Here is an 18,664-nt window from a genome sequence, read left to right as displayed (position 1 = left end):
TCGGCCGACACTTCGGCCTAGACCGGGGACGGGGGTATGGGATTATGAACAGGTTAGAGAATCATCCTCAACAACGCCCGGAGCCGATGCTCCAGGCTACCCGTGGGTCTCACCAGACAAGGGTTATAAAGGGGAGTCCAGAGGGGAACCACCTCTGGCGAAGGTTTCCCCGATAGTTCGGGGCAAATAAAACATCCCAGGGCGGCCGGGTGGGGGGAAACAGGCTCCTCCTCATTTTCTTCCTACAAAGGTGATTCCAGAGGGGAGCCACCTTGATATGACCGATACCAGTCATAGAACGTAACCGAAGAGATTGCCAAAACAGTCTCAATCAAAACCAATATAATGGTCGATAACCTGATTGGATTTGAGCGATCCCGATGGGGTTCGGGGCAACCTGCAATATCTCTCTGCCGGCTTCTATCCTGCTAACGCCCCGGGCTATCCACTAATTTTGTGGACAGAAAGAATCGAGCCTACTCTATGGCAGAGCTCACCAAAAAAGTGCAGGGCTGTAAGCCTGAGAAGATTGCGAGGGAATGTGAGGGAGGTTTGCCCAGAATCTTGTTGCTGGTTGCTGGCTCCGCTATCAGACCCATCACCGGAACGCGGTCCGCCTCCTCATGATTCAATGCGGTGAGAACGCGTTCTTTGAAGTCCATCACGAGGCGCTCCATTTCTTGATTATGTCCGTGCCCGTCACTGCATCGGGCGCAAAGGCATCTACACCTGCTTCCTTGGCAAACTGCTGCGTTAGCGCGGCTCCGCCTATGACGACTTTGACCCTGTCCCTGAGGTTCTGCCTGTTCAGTTCTTCTATAACCTTTCCTATCTCCATGTCCGTTGATGTTAGGAGACAGGACATCCCGAGGGCAAGGGGACTGTGCTCCTTGACGGCATCAACGAACTTCTGAGTAGGTACGTCGGTGCCGAGATCGATCATATTAAAGCCTGCGCTCTTCGCATAGGTTATGAAGATGTTCTTGCCAAGGTCGTGCAAATCGCCCGCTACAGTGCCTATCACTATGGTCCCTGCTGTCTCCATCGCTCCGGCCTCCATCAGGGGCGACAGGATATTCATCGTCTCCTTGGATATCTCACCTGCATATACCAGTTCAGCCAGATACCACTCCCCGTCTTGAAACCTTTTACCCACAGTTTGTAACGCCTCGGTAACCGCATCTACAGCACCTTTAACAGCCTGGGGGTCGCCTGTCTGCGCTACCGACTTAGCAGCATCGACTGCAGCATCCATGTCAAGCTCTAATAGGCCGTTTTTTAGCCGCTCGTAAATGTCACCTGGTATTTTGCATTCCCCCCTATCACAATGTAGCATTCGATTCTAGCAAGCGGAGTTTACTATTGTCAAGCTACCAGTGTGTGGCGAGTGGGGATAACATAAGACGGCGGCGATTTCTTCTCACTTCAGCAGCTCCTTGGCCACACCAGCCTGGAGATGGTGAGAAGGTATGTAACTCTAGCCTCAGCCCAGGTCAGGGTTCAGCACAGGAAGTTTTCGCCTATGGACAAGATGAATCCGGGGAGGGTGAGGCTTGGACGGACTGGTAGAACCGGGGGCAGGAACGGGCGAAAAGTAAACAAAGGGTTGGTGGCAGCTTAGTGCAAGCTTGGTAAACTGAGGGTCTTACTGACACATCTCCCAGTCGGCGCAGACACAGCCTGTGTGCGTTATGATATATGCCTGATTGGCATCCAGACCATAAATGCCCAGGGCGCCAGCGCCGCTATCGGCATCGGAGGTGTAAGCCTCCTGGACTGACCATTCTTGCTTATGGAATATATTCTCCCCCGGGGAATGCTGTAATCGTACCGACAAGGTACTGCGCCAACAACTGCAGGTCTGCTACGTCAACACTGCCGTAGTCATTTACGTCAGCGGCTAGGAGGTCATCGCCGCTCAGCGTTATAGCCCCCATTATATGCTGGGCTATCAACTGAGAGTCTGCCGAATCAATTATATCATTGCCAGCACCCAGCGGGTGAACATCACCCTCCAGTCTGTCCGCAATACAAATACAATCGGTAACCGGAAATGGGGTTATTGGCTGGGGAAAGCCTAACGTCCCATCAAACATTGATATGACCTCGATATCTAGGTCGCTGCACTCTCCAGCGCCTCCCTTATTCAGTAACGTCACTGTCGCAAATGTTAGAGTGCCTGTTGGCCCGGGTGAATACCCTACGGCTGCTGACATGGTGGTGATGCCGCCCACCGTATTAGAATAAACTGTGCCAAGGTCTCCATCTGCGATATGGACTACTTCGGTAGAAGAGGTATCGACTGCAAGCGTTATGGTAGCTGAACCTATGCCCTGCGGGTCATCCGTATCTATTGTAATTTCGACATCGTCAGTCTGGCCCTCTGGCGCACTGGCGCAATCAATAGCTACCGAGGTGCTCGATGCAAGTATGGGTGTGGGTGTGGGAGTGGGCGTAGGTGTGGGTGTAGGGGTAGGGGTAGGTTTAAACGCAATCTTCTGGCAGATGGCTTCCTTGAACATGACAGTATTAAGTCCAACCTTATACACCCACCCGGGTGCGAATGGTGGGGCTATGGTACCGGGCTGGGGCCATACAATTTCATCCCGCAACCAATTTATGTCCGCGGGTATTATATCGCCGACGCCCTCAGAGCTGATCTCAAGCTGATGAATTCCGTGCTCTATATTTGCTATAGCGTTACCCCGTGCTATCTCTGTGGCGTCGTAATCAACCATAATATGTCCAACGTCACCGCTGATATTGATAATCTGTCTCGGAGTAGTGGAGAAATACGGAGAGTTGGTGAGTTTCACCACAGCCAGGTCTATACCGGCTTCTATAGGCGTTATCCCTTCAACCTGGATGATATTCAGGACTTCAGCAGCAACGCTATAACGGTTGCTGTTGGTGATGACAATGGGGGGGATTTCCGTCCTGGCTCCGCCGGGCAAGTCACCGGCGAACTGGATCACCGTTAGCTCCACGCAGTGATCGGGCATGCAACCGGGGTCAATGATAGCGTCGTAGAGCCCGTTTATCTCGGTGTTCCACTCTTGCGCGTCAATAGTGCCCGACCCATCCAGTAGCACTGCAAGCTGCCTATCTGGAACGCCACACGTAGGTACAGGCGTAGGCGTAGGCGTAGGTGTAGGCGTGGGAGTGGGAGTGGGGGTGGGAGTGGGAGTGGGAGTGGGGGTTGGCGTTGGTGTTGGGGTTGGTGTGGGAGTAGGGGCAATAACAACCTCTATTTTCTCGCAGACCGTGTCCGCAAACGCCTGAGCGTCGGGTACCACACGCACCCAGCCACCTCCATTGAAGGGAGGGGCGATGTAGCTGCCGGGCCACACAATACTAGCCCGCAACCATTCGCTGGGTGCACCCTCGATGCCGATGAACTCGGCATCGAACTCATCTTGATCGGGAGACATATCTAATAGGTCTAGAGCATAGTTACGGGCTGCCACGGCACTATCTCTGGCAGCTTGTAGGCAAGCGGGTTCTGTACAACCGATATTACCTATTGCCTCGTAGCCATCGCAAGCCTGACGAGCATCGCCATCCGTGACCAGATTGATGGCCTGCTTGATACTGGGGTTAAAATTCGGCGAGTTAAACACGGTGTAAGCAGCCAGATTGATCCCGCAGGCTATGGGCGTGCCACCTTTTGCCTGATTAATATCCCTGATAAATGATGCTACGCTGCCTACATTGGTCGCGTCAATAATCGTCGGGTATAGCTCGACTTCAGCCTTTGGCAGGTTATTGGGGGTTGTACCAATCCACCATCCGAACTGAATAATCGTCAGCTCCACTGTGCCGTCTCGTGGAAAGCAGTCAGGATTCTCGACTGCAGCGGCCAGCCCGTTTACTATCAGAGTCCAGCCATCATCGGAGATACTGCCCGACCCATCTAGGATGAAGCATAGTTGGGTCTGCACGCCGCCCGCGCTGGTAGAAGCCGGTTGACCCAATCCTATAATTGCTACGAAAAACAATATTGGTACAAAAAGTACAACCGCTACTCTTGATATGTAGTAGCCTCTTTTTCCCAGCATCGTCTTAGCCAGCTTCTCTATGATATCTTCCTCATAAACGATGATTTTCCTTCTGTCCTGAATGTCGAGCAGTTAGTCCGGGCGACGGAATCCCCCTTATACAGATATCATATAAGATGACTAATGTCAACTTACTTAATCTTATTCTTACTACCATTAAGTGCTATCAAGAATCAACAAGAGCCCTACACATACACTTGCTCTCCCAATCCTGGATATATACCTTTTTGTCCGACTAAGGAAGCCTTTGCCCGCCCCGGGGCCTGCTAATTTAAATTGGCGATTCATCCCTGGCACAAACGAGGTAAATCACCCCTAGTCATTGCGAGCGCAGCGTGGCAATCTCCTCATTGCATAAAGCATACATATCTGGGGATTGCCACGGCACTTCGTGCCTCGCAATGACGGGAAAATCTAGGGACTGCCTGCGGCGCGCAACACAACCGTCATTGCCATGAAAATAGCGCCCTGATATGTATGGACAGACTCTACACCCCTGTAATTCCCGCGCAACCCCTGTCATTCCCGCGCAGGCGGGAATCCAGGCCCATCGGTCTCCGTTGCCCTGCTTCCATAGTACTGACAGACAAAGCCGGTTCAAACATGCACCATTTTCATAACTCGCCCCTTGTCATTGCGACCCTGATTTAGGCCGAAGGGTCGGCCGACCTGTCGGCCTCGGGGGTGGCAATCTCAGCGTCTCACCACCGGGGCGTACTTCATCCCCCTGCAAATTGTTCCATTGTTTTAATCTTGAGATTCCGAAACAAGTTCGGAATGACATGAAAAGCGGTGATTTCTTATGGGCGCTCGCAGATACATGGTCGTGATACTAAGTTATAATGGTTGTCTGTGTCTGTGATATAATTCCAGTATACTTGTAGCTTTGGTGACGTTTTCAATGTTGCAGAGCTAATTTACCTCCTCGACCACTGCCGGGTGAAAGAACAAATAGTGAATAAAGGGGAAATAAGGGGGCCTACGATATAGATGCCGATAGAGAATGGGAGTTCGAGTAAGGCAATTTTATGGTCTAATGCTGAGCAATTGCCCATAAGCGTGATTTGCTGCCGAAACCATATGAAATCTGAAATCCGTCAAACAATAGAACGGGTTGTGAGAAATGGTCTCTGTACCGGATGCGGAACCTGCGTGGCCATCTGCCCCAGCTCGGCGCCAGAGATGGTAAGAGACGAGTCCAAGGGGACCTACCTTCCACAGCTAGATAATGAGAAATGCGATGAATGTGGGATATGCCTTGAGGCCTGCCCTGGCTATTACGTTGACATGGCCGGGCTGAACCTGGAGGTATTCGGCAAAGAGCCGGAAGACAGCCTGCTGGGTAACTACATAGGCTGTTACCTCGCCCACGCCACTGATTCCGAGATTAGATACAACTCAGCATCGGGTGGACTGGTGACATCGCTGCTGATCTTTGCCCTCGAGCAGGGCCTCATCGATGGCGCACTGGTGACGAGGATGAATAAATACAGCCCTCTAGAGCCTGAGCCCTTCATAGCCAGAACAAGAGAGGATATCCTTCTGTCCATGGGCTCCAAGTACTGTCCTGTGCCGGCAAACATTGCTCTCAGGGAAATTCTCGAAAGAGATGGGAAATATGCGGTTGTAGGGCTTCCCTGCCACATTAATGGTATTAGAAAGGCCGAAGCTGGCGACGAAACACTGAGGGAAAGAATAGACCTCCATTTCGGCATCTTCTGTTCCCATACGGTCAGTTTCGATGGCACCGAATACCTGCTGAGGAAGCTCGGCATCAGAAGTGAAGAGTTGGCAGAAATATCCTACCGCGGAGGTGGGTGGCCCGGAAGACTGGGGATCAGGTTGAAAAATGGAAGCGAGAGGTTCATACCTAACCTGGGTCCGTTATGGAACAGTATTTTCAGCAGTTCTTTCTTTACCCCATCCTGCTGCCTGTCATGCGGTGACGTGACCAATGAATTGGCTGATATCTCCTTCGGCGACCCCTGGCTGCCGGCGATAGTTAAAGTGGAACGTGAAGGTAAATCGGTTGTAATATCCAGGTCGGAGCGGGGTGAAGCCCTACTGCATGCTGCAGGCTCAAAGGGGGCAATCGGATTAGAGGCCGTGGATGCCAAGGATGTCATCAGATCACAGCGGGTATTCTTGCATTTCAAGAAGGTGAATATCAACTGGCGTAAGGGGCCATCGCATGTCTCTGAGAACCGAGTTGATACGTCTTCAAGGACAGGGGCCTGCTTCTCCAATAGACTGATAGCATCTTCAACACTTATAAACAGCCGTATCGGCTCCTCCAGGGCAGGCAGGTTCCTATTGAGATATATCCCGCTCAAGGTTTTGCGTATGTATACCAACTCTTTCTATAAATACTACTCCAGGGTCATAAATAAGTACTTCGACAAATCAAGGTGAAATGCATTGAAAATTCTAATCTTGCACGCTCACTGGAGTAATCGGGGCGACGAAGCCGCCATAAGGGCGATGATCGATTCTTTGAGAGCAGAGCTTCCCGTCGAGAAGATGTGGATCATGATCGTGGGCTTGTCTGAGCAGTTCCCTTACGGTGATATTGAAATGCTTGAGCTTTATCCAACTTGGTTAGGGTTGGCCCGTCTAGTGGAGCGTCTGGACGCCGTATTCAATATGTTAACATTCGGGAAGTTTTCGCTTACCAGGCGGGGCAGAAGATTTATCCGGGCGGTGAATGAAGCAGATGTGGTGATTCATGCCCCGGGCGGTCCAACCATCGGCGATTTGAATGCGATGGGCGACCTTGGCTATCTGTATCGATTGCTGGTAGCAAAGGTGTTCAAGAAGAAGCCGCTGTTCTTCTATGCCCCTTCAATGGGTCCGTTTTCAGGGAGACTCAGGAACCGGGCCAGAAAATTTGTGCTCAGGAGAGCAGACGCCACAATACTCAGGGATGAAATCTCTTATGGCTATTTAAGGGATCAATTGGGGTTGGAAGCATGGGTAACCCTGGACTCTGCTCTCCAAAACGACGTATCCGAAGACTATATACAAAGATATGATAATCTCAAAGATACGTTAGAGCTGCTTGAAGGAAAGAAAACGGTTGGTATGGTGGTAACGAATCTAAAATGGCATCCCAGGTATAGACACTCTGAAGGTCTGGCGGAGAACATAATGGCCTGTTGCTCGGAGATTGTTAATTATCTGCTTGAGAAAGGATATTCCATATTGCTCATACCACAGATGTTTGGGAAACACCCGGTGATCCAGGGTATGGACATTAGATTACTTGAGAGAATCCGCGAGAAAAGCAAAGGGCAGGTATATATCTGCCCCCCGAATGTAGATTCCTACGGGCAACAGGTATTAATTTCTAAGCTGTTTTGTCTCATAAGTATGCGATATCATCCGGTTGTATTTGCTGTCAAAGGAAACACGCCATTTATATCCATATATTACGAGCACAAAGCTGAGGGATTCGCCCGAAAGGTGGGCTTTACGGATTTTATGCTTAATGTAGAAGATATAAGCGCAGGCGAGATTATCAACAGATTCGAAGTCTTGGAACAAAACTACGACACGGTCAAAGAGCGGCTCATCGCCATAAATCCACTACTGAAAGAGGAGTCCAGAAAGACAACAAGAATCATAGTGGATAAGCTAGTACAACTTGGATGGAAGATTAATTAGATAAGGGAAAAATTACAGGTTAGTGAGAACTTGGATGTAATTCTTGGCAACGATATTTCTAGAATGTTTCAAATACGATAAGCTATTATCGAGCCGCCGCGCTGTCCTTATTGATAAAACAGCCCTTCCGTAAAATAGCTGTTAACTGCCACTGGAAAAACACATGGAGGCTCAAATATGAAGGTCTACCCCGTGCTCAAAGCGCCCATCAGAAAGGTATACCTGGTGCTTTGGGCGCTGATGCTGAAGGGCTACTATTTGCTCTTGGTACCCGTCGATATCTACCTCATCTTGTACTCCACAGATATTCATAATACGTACAGGATGTCAGAACTCAGGAAGTTCAAATTAGGTTTTAAAATGTACCTTAACACCCGCCGCATTTCAACTGGTACGTCGTACAAAGCGCATCTAGCTATGGCTTTGAAGATACTGGAGACTCCGCCGGATGTACCGGGTGATGTCATCGAGTGTGGAACGTGGAAAGGTGGTGCTTCTGCGAATTTATCACTCGTTTGCAAAATAGTTAATCGTAAATTGAAGGTGTACGATTCTTTTGAGGGGCTGCCTGAGGCTGAACCTGGTGATCGACAAGCAAAGCCATCTGCCAGAGGCACCTATCTAGGAACACTTGATGAAGTCAAGTCAAATATTCAGCGATATGGCGCAATAGAATGCTGTGAGTTCGTCAAAGGATGGTTCAAAGACACCCTTCCACAATTGGATTCGCCAATATTGTTGGCTTTTATTGACGTGGACTGGGAAGCAAGTTTACATACTTGTGTTATATACATCTGGCCAAACCTGGTCGATCAGGGTTATATGTTCACAGACGAATCCTTATTTACAGACTATGTCGCTCTATTCTTTTCTGAGAAGTGGTGGCGCAAATACTTCAATAGGACTCCTCCTGGTCTCATTGGGGCTGGCACAGGGTTACCTTTAGGTCAACACTATATCGGTCCCTGGTCAGGCTGGTCGTCGCTCATAAACCACCCGTTGCAAAAACCAATGGCTGTAGCATATACCCGAAAGACTATGTCAGGGTATTGGGCCTATTATCCTGAGGATGAGAACAAATAACGTATACGCGTCATAAACCAATTGGAATTATCAGAACCATCTTTGGTAAGCCTATGGGATTGGAAGCCTTATAGGCGATTAAGAAAACCACCATGACGCCCTTCCAAAAGCTAACCGAGCTTCCTTCATGATATGGAGATTTAATATATCAGCCAATGTGGCGATGCTTAACATCTATTCCCAGCTATAGACAGACCTCAATGAGAGTCTGGCGATTTAGGGGGTTAGCAAGCGTAAGACGTGTTGTGTGCTCTTCCTCGACCAGCTAGATATTCCACGTAGTATTTCCTTGCCTAAAAGGTTTTGATATAATGCTTGAGATCGCCATTTGGAACAGGAGAAGATAAGAATGCGATTCATGGATCGTCTTACCAGGGGGCTAATATATGTGCCGGGAGCAAGTGGTGGGAAATCGCATTGGAATTCCCTGACAAATACATCTCTGTAGTTGCCCCGGGCTTCTTCATCCGAAGGTTTAGGAAACTCTATGGTTATTCCCACGTATGGGGACGCACCTATTGGTTGGGAGTACCGGCCATGAAAATCCCCCTCGATTTCTGGGTGTATCAGGAAATAATCTGGGAAACCAGGCCTCAGTTTATCATCGAAACGGGGTCATATTCTGGAGGCAGTGCTCTGTTTTTTGCTTCTATTTGTGATCTAATTGGGGAAGGGAAGGTTGTCACCATCGATGTTGATGATCTTGCCTCCCGCACCCTTTCCCATCCTCGAATAACGACAATCGTGGGGAGTTCTGTTTCCGATGGAGTCATCAGTCAGGTTCGACAAATCGTCGGCAGCCAAACCGCAATGGTGTCCCTGGATTCTGGCCATAGTAAAGATCATGTTTTGCGGGAAATGGAACTATATAGCGAATTCGTTTCCGTCGGGAATTACCTGGTGGTAGAAGATACGGGAGCCCGGGGTCCCGGCCCCAGCCGGGCTGTGAAGGAATTTCTGCGCAATAGGCAAGATTTTGTGCCAGATGGAACGAGGGAGAAGTTCCTCTATACCGGTTTCCCCGGAGGCTTTCTTAAAAGGATATATTAATGTTTTATAAAATATATGATTTAATTAGGTATTGCTATATCGATAAGGTGAGGCAGAGGTTAATTTTTGATTATTGGCCTATTATAGAAAAAATTAGGCATAATAAATTGACTCTTTTAGAGATTGGAATTTGGAAGGGCGACTCCCTTAGATACTGGGCACATTTTTTCAAGAATCCTGAAACAAAGATTATTGGAATTGACATAAATCTTCCCGACGGTTCTTTCCATAATAAAGTTGTAATGTGTAAATGTAATCAGAACGATAGCGATGGATTAAAGAATATTGCTGAAAAATATGGGGCATTCGATATTATAATTGATGATGGTTTCCATAAAAAAAAGGAAACTGAAAATTGCTTTAATGTTTTATGGAATTATGTTGCTCCCGGTGGTTATTACGTGATAGAAGATTGGACGGCGATGGAAGATGCTGAAGTCATAAAAAAAATATCAAAAAATAAATCCAAGTTAGGGATATCGGAAGAGAGAATTGTTGCGGTAGCCCCGAGAATTATAACTATGAGGCCTTTATACATCGCAATTCCAGGCAAATGTATCGCTTTTTTTAAAAAACAGTAGAACAATTAAAAAATATTATCCAGTCAGATTAAAAATTCCTGAAGCCCAAGTGACCTGCCCCCGAATGTAGATTCCTACGGGCAGCAGGTATTAATTTCCAAGCTGTTTTGCCTCATAAGTATGAGATATTATCCGGTTGTACTTGCTGCCAAAGTAAATACGCCATTTATATCCATACCTTACGAGCACAAAGCTGAAGGATTCGCACAAAAGGTGGGCGTCACAGATTTCACGATCAATGTAGAAGATATAAGCGCAGGCGAGATTACCAACAGATTCGAAGTCCTGGAGTAAAACTACGACACGGTCAAAGAGCGGCTCGGAGCCATGAATCCAGCACTAAAAGAGGAGGCTAGAAAGACGACCAGAATCATAGTGGATAAGCTAGTACAACTTGGATGTAGAATTGATACGATAATAGAATACGATCAATTTCATTAAAAAGAACATTATCTTAGGGGTTCTATTCGCCCTTCAGTGACCTACCTACGCAGATAACGCTATTACAGGCAATCCAGGGAGATATGCAATCTAAAATTCTTGATATCAGTTTGCCGGGAGGAGTAAGCTGGAAATTAACCCCGTTGCGGGCTCCCAGGAACGGGAAATCCACCACCAATCCTATTGCATGATCTTTTGAATCATAGAAATCATGAGGTATCGTTTCGATTACCTCGAAACCGGTCTGCTTCAGGAAGTCTTCCAACTCAGCCTTTGAATACCTGTACTCTATAAAATGGTAATATTTACCTATACTTACTTTACCTCTACTTCTTTTCCCCAGCAATAGGCCCTTTACTGTCTCCGGTAGAATAGCGTTTATTGCGGCACGAATCGAATGGCGCTTCAACCCCCCCCAACACAACCTGAGTTTCACCATAAGTGACCTGGGAACCGTGTTGATTGCATTTCGAAGCGGCCGCCTGACAAGCTTCCTGATGACATTTACAGTTGGTACAGAGACGAATATTAACCCACCTGGTTTCAGGACTCTATAAGCTTCCTTCAAGGCCGGGGTCGGGCCGTCTTCAAAATGCTCAACTACTCCCATAGATATGTACGCATCCAGAGAGCTATCGGGATAATGGATATCCAGTATGTCCCCCAATTCCACCTGGAGGGACTCATCGAAATTTTTAAGTTTGGCAACAGCAAGCTCGCTGTTATCTATACCTACGATGTCATACCCCCGCTGTTTAAGATAATTAACCCATTTGCCCAGCCCACAGCCGGCGTCCACAATCTTGCCTTCTTTAGGCAGATAGGATAGAAACAGCTCTCTTGGAGGCGATTCTATGTCACAAGCCTCCAGTTCCTGTTCAATGGTCCTCACAGTCCACATACCATCCCATATCGTGCATTCGGGGTTGTTATCAAAGTAAAATAGCATCTGCATATTGCTTCGAACCTACTTTATTGTGTTCCTGACGCATTCCGAATTATTGTAACCACTTCTAGAGTTAGAATTGCTGGTATATAGAAGGGCTTTAACGCTTCTGGAATTATTAGCTGAATAAGAAGCTAACTTCTGACCTTCGTAACAGACGGCCTTCGCCGATAGAAGCAGACCAGAATAGCCTAATACTAAGATGGATTGTCACGGCTCCCATATAATGTTATCTCTTATTTTTCTTGCCGGCACCCCGGCAACCATAGTGCGTTCATCGACATTCTTCGTAACAACGGATCCCTCTCCGATCATGGCTCCCTCGCCAACAATTACACCTTTTAGGATACTTGCTCTCAGCCCAATCCAGCAGCGGTCTTTGATAATGACCGGCTTCGCGATATCCTTCGGCTCTTCTCCCGCAACCGCGTGTTTGTGGAGGTCACAGTCTAGTATCTGAACTCCCGCAGAAATTAGATAATGCGCCCCAATTTCAACCCCGGCTTTTGACACGATCCCTGTGGGGCCATTTATGACTGTTCCGTCATGGATAACCACCTTCGAGTTCATTGCCCAAACGCTCAAGCCAGGTCTCAGATCAACATTACCTATGATATGCAATGTAGAATTATATAGACTAATGCGACAGTTATCTCTCACGTTCCAACAAAGTAGGTAAGATAGATAACCTATAGACAGAATACCGTTCTCTACTATTATTTTTGAGTTGTTCGCGAGAAGGATAGTAGAAGGATGTATTCTGGCACCAGCTTCTCCGATGAATTCCACGTGCCTGCTGAAGAACAGCCAATAGTGCAATTTGGCATAGCCAAGGTGCGGTAAACTGCGAAGTCTCCTAGATAATGTAGATATAATTTTACTAATAATACAAAACTTTTTATACGACTTAGCGCGCAAGTGCACCAGGCTGGATTTTACAGTTTTCATTTTTCCTGTTCGCAAATTGGTAGATCAAACACGCATCCGGGCAACTCTTTACTTCAATTTGTGACGTGTAGCCCGTTTTTTAGATCAGTTTTACCTTTAATGGCAATCCCTGGTTCATTATCCACTATGAGGAGGAGCTGACGAAAGAATCTATCCTCTCATCAAAGAATGGGAGCAAAATCAGATCCTACGCCACACCTCAATTCATTGGTGTCTTAATAGATTTAGGGTCAGCAATTCACTCCCTAGGACACATCGAGAAGCGCCCCGATCTTCTCCAGATAGCGCCGTAGTCCATCTTCCCAATGAGGCATAATATCCAGGTTCAAGGACTTCAGTCCAGCATTTTCCAAAACCGAGTACTTGGGCCTTTGCACCTTTGAGGGGAACTCGGAAGGGTCTGCCACCGAAAGTTTGACTTTCGCCCCGGAGAGCTCAAAGATCTTTGACGCGAATTTGTGCCATGAACAGCTTTCCCGGGCAGTGACATGATAGAGGCCGTAGTCATCCACATCGCTCATGGAAACGATCTGCCTGGCGATGTCTTCGGTAAACGTTGGAGTGAGCACCTCGTCATCTACAACTCGCACCTCGTCCCTTTCCTTCGCCAATTTCAGCATTAGTTTTACGAAATTGCTCCCACCCTTGGCACGGCAGGGATTAGTGCCGTACAATCCCGATACCCTGAGAACGAAATGTTTCTTTGCGATAGCGCGCACGAAGTGCTCGCCAGCAAGTTTAGTGTTCCCGTAAATATTAAGGGGCATGGGGCAGTCGGTTTCGATATAGGGTGTCCGTTTGGCGCCGTCAAAGACGTAATCGGTGCTGATATGAAACAGCACAAAATCTAGCTCGTTGGACAGGATGGCCAGGTTCCTGGCCCCTATACCGTTGACGGCAAAGGACTTCGCCGGCTCGTCTTCACAAACGTCCAAATTATGCATGGCTGCGGTATTTACGATTACATCAGCACTGGCTTCCGCAAGCCTGGCTCTGGTGGATTCGAAATCCGTTATATCCAGGACGTCATGATTCAATTGGATGACCTCGCGTCCACTATCCGAAAACGCCGTGCAGACATCGCAACCCAGCTGGCCGTTGGCTCCGATAACAAGAACTTTCATAGGTCCACTCCAGTATCTGGTCTTAAACATAACGAGACTGCTGAAATAGTCTTAATCAACCCCCTATATCCCCCAATCTTGGGGGACTTTTTAAAGCTGGGGGACACCCCCAGACCCCTGGCAGGAAGTATCCTGCACCTCTTTTTCAGCGGTCTCATGACTTATCCTAGTGGGGAACGGCTTTGGCATCGTCTAACATCTTGAAGACCTGAATGTTATAGTATGCTGGATTCTCTATATCCTGGAATCTATCCATATTTTCGATGAGGCTTGTAACAATATCAGCAATTTCGTGTCGAGGCTTGAAGCTCAGAACGTTTCGCGCTTTCTCGATGCTGACCTTGTAGTTCCTGTAATCCGTCATATTCTTGATGTTCAGTTTCGCCTTGATGCCCAGATGCTCCTTTACGCCCTCTTTCACGTAGTCGGCGATTTCACCGACGGTATAATTCCCGGATGCGACATTGAACACACCTGAAATCTCAGGGTGCGCTTCAATAGCCCGTATGTATGCAGAGGCTGCGTCCCGAATGTCCAGAATCGGCCTCCAGATTGCGGGGTTGTTGACCGTGATCACCTTCTCTTTTATAGCATACCTGAACATCGTGTTTACTACAAGGTCAAGGCGCATCCTCGGACTGTAGCCAGACACCGTACCCTGTCTCAGCGAAATTGCGGAGAAGTTTCGGTCTTGTAGCTGGAGGCAGCTGAACTCACCCTGAAGCTTGGAAATGCCATATGGATAACTCGATATGGCAGGGGAGGTCTCGTCGTAGAGCTCGTTGACCGTGTATCCGTACACCGAGCATGAACAGCCAAAAATGTATCGTTTTACCCCTGCGCGCTTTGCAACATAGGCAAGGTATGCGGGCGCTGCGGCATTGCCCACGAAATTACGCATAGGAGAATACTCCGCCATTGGGTCATTGGAAAGCCCCGCTATGAATATGACCTGATCGTAGCCCTTGACGTCATCTTCTGTAATGGACATGATATCCTTTTCGATGACCCTGACCCCATCCGGCAGGTGATTTCCGAACCAGAGCAGGTCGAGCACATCGACATCGTACTCACGTTCTAAGAGATGAGGAACCAGCACGGACCCAATATAACCTGCGCCACCCGCAACGAGAATTCTCATCTGAACCTCCATTTACTCATAGATTTTTTACCAGACGAAGAATGGACGATGCCATTAGGTAAATGCGTTTCCCACCCGCTACCCCTCATAGGTGAAGAAATTGGATTCCTCCCTTTCGAGCCATGCCGCCAGTGTTTGAGCTGTCTGATCTTTCTGAGATACAATAGGGCCTTTAATGGGCCACTCGATACCGATTTCAGGGTCATTCCACAGGACCCCTGACTCGCCCTTGTTATTATATATGCCGGTGCATAAGTACTGGATCTCGGCATAATCGCTTAGCACACAAAACCCGCGGGCAAACCCTGCGGGTGCCCAGACCTGCAACCTGCTTTCGGCAGAGACCTCAATCCCAAACCACTTGCCCAGGGTCGGGGACCCTTTCCGAATGTCGACAGCCACAAGAAACGCTTTCCCGCGCGTCACGCGCATGGCCTTACCCATAGGCGGGTCCCACTGAAAATGAAGGCCACGCAACACGTTCCTGACAGAACCTGAATGATTCAACTGAACAAAAACCTCCGGAAGCCCTGACTCCCTGAACTTGTCCTGCCTATAGATCTCGGTGAAAAAGCCCCGCTCGTCTTCAAATGCCTCAGGTACTATTACAACAAGATCTTTAATTGGCGTTTTTTCAATCGATAATTCCATGGTGCCTCTCTCTCCTTATCAGTTGACCAACGTGGATATTTTGAGATTTCAATAAAGGTGGGCTGATAAATACGCCCTTTTAATTGGGTAATAAGCTATAGCATCTTTAATTGACTGCATTTTAACGCACTATATATTTAACTTCAAGCGTTTGTTCCCATCCAGTTATACTAATTCTGAGCCAATTAAACTCCATCACGAGGAGCGGTTGCAACCATATGTCATTGCGAGGACCCCCGACGTGAGCCGAAGCGTCCCCCGATAGATCGGGGTCGGGGGACGTGGCAATCCCTAGATATATGGTGCTGTCATCTGTGACGGAGCCTTGTTGCTGCACCCAAGTTGAAAAAGCACCGCCGGTAGCGTAGAATACCTAACAGCCACGGATATCAACGTTGGTGTCTCGATAGGGAGCCTCTGGCGTAGCCGTTATGAGCCAGCTAAACGTGACTACAGGCAGAGCGAGCCGGCTTGGCCGTGGAGGGATTGGAAATAGGGAAAATAAACGTAGCAAAAAAGAAAACGCCATATAACCGAACTTGAAGGATACGTTTAGTTTTGAACTAGGTGAGCACCTTGGATACGCATTCACAACCGTCGAGTACCAGTGCTAGGGCAAAGCCAGACTATTCGATGCTCTGGGTCACCAATATGTTATGCAACTACAATTGCGTCTATTGCTCTGCCTCATGCCAAATATTCTCAAAGGATTGTGCCGAAACGGAACCACAACCTCGACGAAGGGAACAACCGGCAGTCGGTAAGTATAGCCCAGAGCATATAGCAAGGTGTTTCGACAGCACAGGCAAGGTTTGGAAAATCTTGCTGATGGGCGGGGGTGAGTGTTTTCTGTACCCACAATTTGTAGAACTGGTCAGGGCCTTGACTCAGATACACTACGTCGAGGTAGCAACAAATCTCTCAACGCCCAATGTCTACCAGTTCGCCGATGTCATTCCATCGCAAAAAGTCCTGAGGGTTGTTGCATCCCTTCATATCATGGAGAGGGAGAAAAGGAGAAACGGTGTCGAGGAATTCATCGATAAGGTCATATGTCTTCAGGACAAGGGTTTCAATGTCAGTGTGCAGTATGTTGTCTATCCCCCTCTCATTCCTCGAGCACTGAAGGACATGGAGTATTTCACATCGCGAGGGATAGACTCCTTTTTCTTCAGGCCATTTCAAGGCATATACGCGGGAGCAACATACCCGGCCTCTTACACCGAAGAAGAAAAGATATTGCTAAAATCACGCGCTTGGGACACACGTGAAATTGATATGATGCACCTCAATGCCTTTGGAAGACTGTGCGGTACTGGTACGTATTCCTTCCACATGGACTATATGGGCAACCTGGGTCGTTGTCTGTCATCGCAAAAGAGGTATGGAAACTTCTTCACCGGGAAATACTATTTCGACGAACACCCTAAACCATGTCCGGTACGAATGTGCACTTGTCCTCTGATTTATCAAGGACAAATATCAAGTACGAAAGGTTCTGCTTCATCGGTGATGGCCGAAATGATTAAGGAAGCGTGGATTCGCTATCCTCCGTATCATCCCAAGGTAGCTGTCGATGGCTTGAGGAGCGAATTCTCAAGTAGAAGGTATAGAAAGGCAAATACGATGTCAATTGAAGAAAGCACTCTCCAAATCAGACAGCGTATTTGAAAACCTGGCGACACGTAGCGACGTTCAGGCCCGAAGATGGCTATGCGAAAGTAGAATGTGACGGACATGATGCTTGCTTGACAGAGGCAAGTATTGGACCGCCCATGCTAACGTCTCCTCTACAAGGTGGCTGCCTCATCGCCGCCGTAGCCTGTGGGCCTAATGACATTAGGATTGAGACTCTACGGATATTCATGGATCCTACGTAGCCACCACGTTGTAGGCCCATGTCAGAGCAGCCTAAATAGCCGCAGGAACTAGAATGCAAAACAGCAGTTGTAAGGTTAGCATCATAATCCCACACTACAATGGAGAGCAATATTTGAAAAGGCTGCTGCCGGGCATTGCAAATCAGACATTCGCTGATTATGAAGTCATAGTCATAGATGATTTTTCACCGGATAGGTCAGTACTGGAGTATATCAAAACATTTATCAAAGACCATGGAAACATGCGGTTGATTGAGAATGGAGAGAACCTGGGTTTTGTGAAGACCTGTAATAAAGGAATTAGACTGGCAAACGGAGAATATATCTGCCTGCTGAACCAGGACACTGAGGTTAAAAGCAATTTTGTGGAGAGAAACGTCGAAATCCTGGATGTCGACGGTTCCATAGGTGCGTTATCCTGCGTGATAGTCGACCAGGACGGAGATAACTGGTTCACCGGAGGGAGTTTCAAAGGGGGGCTTCCGGTGAACCTAAAAGACGATTTTCAGGGAATACGCCCGGTAGATTTCGTCGCTGGAACTGCCCCCTTTTACAGGAAGGAGGTGTTTGACCGGATAGGGCTTTTTGACGAGAACTACCGTATGTACCACGAAGATATCGAGTTTGGCCTGAGACTCCGGGCTGAAACGGATTATAAAGCATGTATGTTTCCCGAAAAACTGGTCGCGCACTATTTAGCGGGGAGCATACCAAGGAGTGAAGTATACTACTTTAGCTGTAGAAATCATATTCTGATACTTAAGAAGTATTACCCGAGATATTTGCCGAAGGTGCTGCTTTGGTATACGTTAGAAATAAGCCGTTTTCTAGTCAGTTTTATATCGAAACCTGGCCCCAGGTTCCTGTTTGTGAAACCGCAGCCGTGGAAGTTGTTCCTCTTTGTGAAATGGAAGCGCTTGTGGCTTTCATGGTCGCTTAACATGGCTGAAGGGATCTTGGCGGGGTTAGTCAACAGGCAAAGCAAGTAAACATGGGCTAACTGAAGCGAAGTACGGGTCATCCCGGGGTCTACGGCTTAATCCTCATCTGGAGACTGCTGAAAAAGAGGTGCCCCGATAAAATCGGGGTGGCTGCAGG

The 18,664-nt window shown here is 48.0% G+C and carries 15 protein-coding genes; 7 read left to right on the top strand and 8 right to left on the bottom strand.

Going from position 1 to position 18,664, the window contains the following annotated elements:
* Positions 1–476: 476 nt before the first annotated feature.
* From VMX96_09120 to VMX96_09110, 3 genes are all read right to left on the bottom strand, one after another.
* Entirely contained in the window at positions 477–662 is a 186-nt protein-coding gene (locus VMX96_09120; GenBank protein ID HUU64057.1) for a hypothetical protein, read from the bottom strand.
* Positions 662–1,336 carry a cobalamin-dependent protein gene (locus tag VMX96_09115; protein HUU64056.1) on the bottom strand — a complete coding sequence of 225 codons (675 nt, stop codon included), beginning with the start codon at positions 1,334–1,336 and terminating at the stop codon, positions 662–664. Before VMX96_09115 ends, VMX96_09120 begins: the two co-directional genes overlap by 1 nt.
* Before the next feature lie 454 nt (positions 1,337–1,790).
* Entirely contained in the window at positions 1,791–3,941 is a 2,151-nt protein-coding gene (locus tag VMX96_09110; protein ID HUU64055.1) for a VWA domain-containing protein, read from the bottom strand.
* A gap of 1,197 nt (positions 3,942–5,138) precedes the next feature.
* On the opposite strand from VMX96_09110, the gene VMX96_09105 reads away from it, so the two are divergent.
* From VMX96_09105 to VMX96_09085, 5 genes are all read left to right on the top strand, one after another.
* Positions 5,139–6,470 (top strand): Coenzyme F420 hydrogenase/dehydrogenase, beta subunit C-terminal domain, encoded by a 1,332-nt coding sequence (locus tag VMX96_09105; protein ID HUU64054.1) that lies wholly within the window; start codon positions 5,139–5,141, stop codon positions 6,468–6,470.
* Positions 6,471–6,476: 6 nt separating this feature from the next.
* A complete protein-coding gene (locus VMX96_09100) occupies positions 6,477–7,721 on the top strand; it encodes a polysaccharide pyruvyl transferase family protein (GenBank protein HUU64053.1) in 1,245 nt (414 codons plus the stop codon).
* A gap of 177 nt (positions 7,722–7,898) precedes the next feature.
* Positions 7,899–8,804 carry a TylF/MycF/NovP-related O-methyltransferase gene (locus tag VMX96_09095; GenBank protein ID HUU64052.1) on the top strand — a complete coding sequence of 302 codons (906 nt, stop codon included), beginning with the start codon at positions 7,899–7,901 and terminating at the stop codon, positions 8,802–8,804.
* A 417-nt stretch (positions 8,805–9,221) separates the two neighbouring features.
* The gene (locus VMX96_09090; GenBank protein ID HUU64051.1) at positions 9,222–9,854 is read left to right on the top strand and encodes a CmcI family methyltransferase; all 633 of its coding nucleotides are present in this window, start codon (positions 9,222–9,224) and stop codon (positions 9,852–9,854) included.
* Positions 9,854–10,435 carry a class I SAM-dependent methyltransferase gene (locus VMX96_09085; GenBank protein ID HUU64050.1) on the top strand — a complete coding sequence of 194 codons (582 nt, stop codon included), beginning with the start codon at positions 9,854–9,856 and terminating at the stop codon, positions 10,433–10,435. The genes VMX96_09090 and VMX96_09085 overlap by 1 nt, the downstream gene beginning before the upstream one ends.
* 463 nt (positions 10,436–10,898) lie before the next feature.
* Here the strand turns inward: VMX96_09085 and VMX96_09080 are convergent, their stop codons facing one another.
* The 5 genes from VMX96_09080 to rfbC form a co-directional block, all read right to left on the bottom strand.
* A complete protein-coding gene (locus VMX96_09080) occupies positions 10,899–11,768 on the bottom strand; it encodes a class I SAM-dependent methyltransferase (GenBank protein ID HUU64049.1) in 870 nt (289 codons plus the stop codon).
* 264 nt (positions 11,769–12,032) lie between these two features.
* Complete coding sequence (locus VMX96_09075; GenBank protein HUU64048.1) at positions 12,033–12,611, bottom strand: acyltransferase; 579 nt, start codon at positions 12,609–12,611, stop codon at positions 12,033–12,035.
* Positions 12,612–13,015: 404 nt separating this feature from the next.
* Positions 13,016–13,894: a dTDP-4-dehydrorhamnose reductase gene (gene rfbD / locus VMX96_09070; protein ID HUU64047.1), complete on the bottom strand. Its 879-nt coding sequence runs from the start codon at positions 13,892–13,894 to the stop codon at positions 13,016–13,018.
* A gap of 166 nt (positions 13,895–14,060) precedes the next feature.
* On the bottom strand, positions 14,061–15,035 hold the full coding sequence (locus VMX96_09065; GenBank protein ID HUU64046.1) for an SDR family oxidoreductase: 975 nt from the start codon (positions 15,033–15,035) through the stop codon (positions 14,061–14,063).
* Positions 15,036–15,113: 78 nt separating this feature from the next.
* Positions 15,114–15,686, bottom strand: coding sequence for a dTDP-4-dehydrorhamnose 3,5-epimerase (rfbC, locus tag VMX96_09060; protein ID HUU64045.1), 573 nt, complete (start codon positions 15,684–15,686; stop codon positions 15,114–15,116).
* A gap of 633 nt (positions 15,687–16,319) precedes the next feature.
* Between rfbC and VMX96_09055 the strand changes: the two genes are divergently transcribed.
* Entirely contained in the window at positions 16,320–17,357 is a 1,038-nt protein-coding gene (locus VMX96_09055) for a radical SAM protein (GenBank protein HUU64044.1), read from the top strand.
* Between the two features lie 262 nt (positions 17,358–17,619).
* On the top strand, positions 17,620–18,555 hold the full coding sequence (locus tag VMX96_09050) for a glycosyltransferase family 2 protein (protein HUU64043.1): 936 nt from the start codon (positions 17,620–17,622) through the stop codon (positions 18,553–18,555).
* Positions 18,556–18,664 lie beyond the last annotated feature (109 nt).

The sequence above is a fragment of the Dehalococcoidia bacterium genome, assembly GCA_035528575.1.
In the GTDB taxonomy this organism is placed as follows: Bacteria; Chloroflexota; Dehalococcoidia; order E44-bin15; family E44-bin15; genus DATKYK01.
The sequence above is the reverse complement of the archived record's forward strand: the minus strand, read 5'-3'. Positions and strand labels throughout refer to the sequence as shown.